At 63.4% G+C, this 2971-nt stretch carries 2 protein-coding genes and 1 pseudogene; all 3 read right to left on the reverse strand.

The window, feature by feature from the left end; all coding sequences use genetic code 11:
* On the reverse strand, positions 1 to 854 hold an 854-nt coding region (locus BLX41_RS03545), incomplete at its 3' end, for a DUF5924 family protein (RefSeq protein ID WP_259744370.1).
* 93 nt (positions 855 to 947) lie between these two features.
* Positions 948 to 2333, reverse strand: coding sequence for a M16 family metallopeptidase (locus BLX41_RS03550; protein ID WP_123723792.1), 1386 nt, complete (start codon positions 2331 to 2333; stop codon positions 948 to 950).
* A 56-nt stretch (positions 2334 to 2389) separates the two neighbouring features.
* Positions 2390 to 2971 (reverse strand): annotated as a pseudogene (locus tag BLX41_RS34325) (Na/Pi cotransporter family protein); the annotation flags it as partial.

Consider the following 2971-nt stretch of genomic DNA (forward strand, 5'->3'; position numbering starts at 1 on the left):
ATGCGGTCCACTTCGCTGCCGTTGAACTGCCAGATGTGATAAATGCGCTCGTCCAGGCCTCGGGGAGCATTGATCGCGGTGTAGGCGTACAAACCGTTGCTGCGCACCTGGCTGGCACTGACCTGTTCCAGGCTGTCCCCGGGCGTGCGGTCCTGGAGTTGGGTGCTGATGGCATCCTCGGTCAGCCACAGGGTGGCCGGCGGCACCCAGGAGCGCAGCAGCCAGCCGGTGCTGCCAATGGCCAGGGTGATGCACAGCACCGCCAGTGCGCTGCGCACGCTGCGGATCGGCAGGATCGACGCCAGGCTCGGGAAGGACAGGAGCATGGCGATGCCCAGGGCCAGCTTGAAGCTCTGGGCTGTGGTCAGGTGCAGGATCAACGGCAGGGCCGTGAGCAAGGCGGCGAACAGGGTCAGGGTGTGCAGGGCGAGGAACAGCCAGCGCCGCGGCGCCAGCCACTTGTAGTACAGCGGATCGGTGATGGAAATCAGCGCCGCTGCCCCCAGCAGCCCGGTGAACACCAGTTGGCCGCTGTTCCAGCTGGTGGTGATGAAGAAGAACGGCAGGACGAAGAACAGGCTTTCCTGGTGGATCATTTGCGTCGCATAGCGCAGCAGCGGTTGCGGGATCTCGCGCTTGAAGACCTTGGTGAACAGTTGGGTCAGGCTGTTTTCCAGCATCAGCCAGACCCAGCTCACCAGCAGGATCACGGCGATCCACGAGGCCAGGCCCTGTTGCCGGTCCACCAGGATGAAGCTGCCGACTCCGGAGATGAAACCGCCGAGCGCAATGACCCCCGGGTAGCGCTTCATCAATTCCAGAATGCGCTGAATGTAGTGGGTCAGGTTAGGCATCGGGTGGGGTCACAGTCTTGGCAGGAAAAACCGCGACAGGATACCTGTTGGCCGCTGCCTGTGGCGAGGGAGCATGCTCCCTCGCCACACCGGCTAGAGGTTACGCCGGCGATGCAGCAGATAGCCGCCCAGGCTGGCGAGGACGATCAGGGCCAGCAGGCCGCCGGTCAGCCAGAGTAGCTGCTCGTCCCCCAGCAGGGGCTTTTCGATTCGCAGGTAGCCCGGTTGTTGCAGCAATTGCCTCAGCGCCAGGTTGGCCTGCTTCAGGCTCACCGCCCGCAGGCGCTTGGCCGGATCGCTGAAGCGGCCGTTGTCGAAGTCCCCGAGGGCACTCCAGTAGTAATCCGCCAAGGCGCTGTTGCCCTGTACTGCCCAAGCCTGGCGATCAATGGCGGCCTGCTTCAGGCGTTCAAAAGTCGCGGGGTCCAGACCGTCCTTGAGCAGTTTCGCCTTGAGCTGTTCGACCACCTGTCGGGCCTGGGGCAGGTCATCGCGTTCGAGGTCGGCATTGAGGCTGAGAAAACCGACGCCGCCAAACACTTCACGGTCGCTCCAGGGGCCGTAGGACAGCTCATGCTCCAGGCGCAACTGACGGTATAACGCCCAGTCCAGATAGTCCTTGAGCAGGTCGAAGGTCTCGTCGTGCTGCTGCTCCAGCAGAGGTTCGGGAAACAGCCAGTGCAATTGTGCGCTCTGCCCTACCCAGCCATGGATCAAGTTGCGCTCGGCGGCGGCCGTGCCCTGGATCTGTGGCAGCTCGCGGTGCTCGCTGGGCTCTACCGGTTCGAGGGCGCCGTAGGTGCGCTCCAGATAAGCCGGCAGCAGGCGATCCAGTTCGCCGACGACGATCAGGCTCATGTTGTTGGGGGCGTACCAGTCTCTGCGCACTTGCTCCAGCTGGGCCAGGGTCAAGTGCCCGACTTCGGCGCGTTCGGCGCATTTGAGCCCCAGTTCCACCGCCAGCTGGTTGCCGGCCTTGTGGCCCAGGTCCTGGCGGTCGAGCCAGCGCTGCAGGTGCGAGTAATGACCGCCGTCTTCGCGTTCCACCACCTGTTTGGCGGCGGCCACGGCGTTGTCGTCAAGGCGGGTGCGGGTGAGCAATGACAGCAGCAGGTCGAGGACCTTGCGCTGGTTCTTCGCCGGGGCTTCGATGACGAAGGTGGTGTCGGCATTGCTGGTATAGGCGTTCCATTCGCCGCCCAAGGCTTGCATGCGCTCTTCCAGGCCGCCTTCGCCGCCGGCGTCGATGCCGCTGAACAGCAAGTGTTCAAGCAGGTGCGGCAGTTCCTTGTCGGCACAGGCGAAATCGTCCAGGCCGACGCCCACCACCAGGCGGATCGCCACGTGGCCGCGTTCGCTGCCGGGCTTGAGCAGCAGCTGCAGGCCGTTGGGCAGGGTGTAGCCTTCGACCTGGAAGCGATCCAGGGCCCATCCTTGTGCACTGCCCAGTAACAGGCAGGCGAATAACAGACAACGCATAACAAGCTTCCTTACGGCGTGCGTAAGTTTTAGAGACTTCAGATCACTCTGGACGTTCAGGGTGAATGGGTGATGTCAGCCATGTCCTCGACTTCCAGCGCCCCGGTGTCCGAGGTTTCCAGGACCACATAGGCGCTGCTGCAGAACAGCGAGTTGAGACGCTTCATGTCGGCAATCAGTTCCAGGTGCAGGGAGCTGGTCTCGATGCTCTGGACGATCTTGCGCTGCAGCCGGCTGACGTGGGCGTGGGCCAGACGCCGTTCCTGGGCGCGGAAGCGGCGTTTCTCCCGCAGCAGTTGGCGGGCGCTTTCCGGGTCGGCGCTGAGAAATACCGAGAGTCCCAGGCGCAGGTTGGCGATCAGTTGCGAGTGCAGCCCGGTCAGTTCTTCCAGACCCACTTCGGAGAAGGAGCGGCGTTGCGATGTCTTCTGCTGCTGGACCTTGCGCAGCATGCGTTCAATCAGGTCGCTGGCCAGCTTGAGGTTGATCGCCAGTTCGATGATTTCCGCCCAGCGCCGGCTGTCCTGCTCGCTGAGGTCCTCACGGGGCATTTGCGCCAGGTACAGCTTGATGGCGCTGTACAGTGCTTCGACATCGTCGCTCAGGGCGCGCATTTCCTGGGTAATGGCGGTCTGCTT

This window comes from Pseudomonas protegens, assembly GCF_003732485.1.
Lineage (GTDB): Bacteria > Pseudomonadota > Gammaproteobacteria > Pseudomonadales > Pseudomonadaceae > Aquipseudomonas > Aquipseudomonas protegens_B.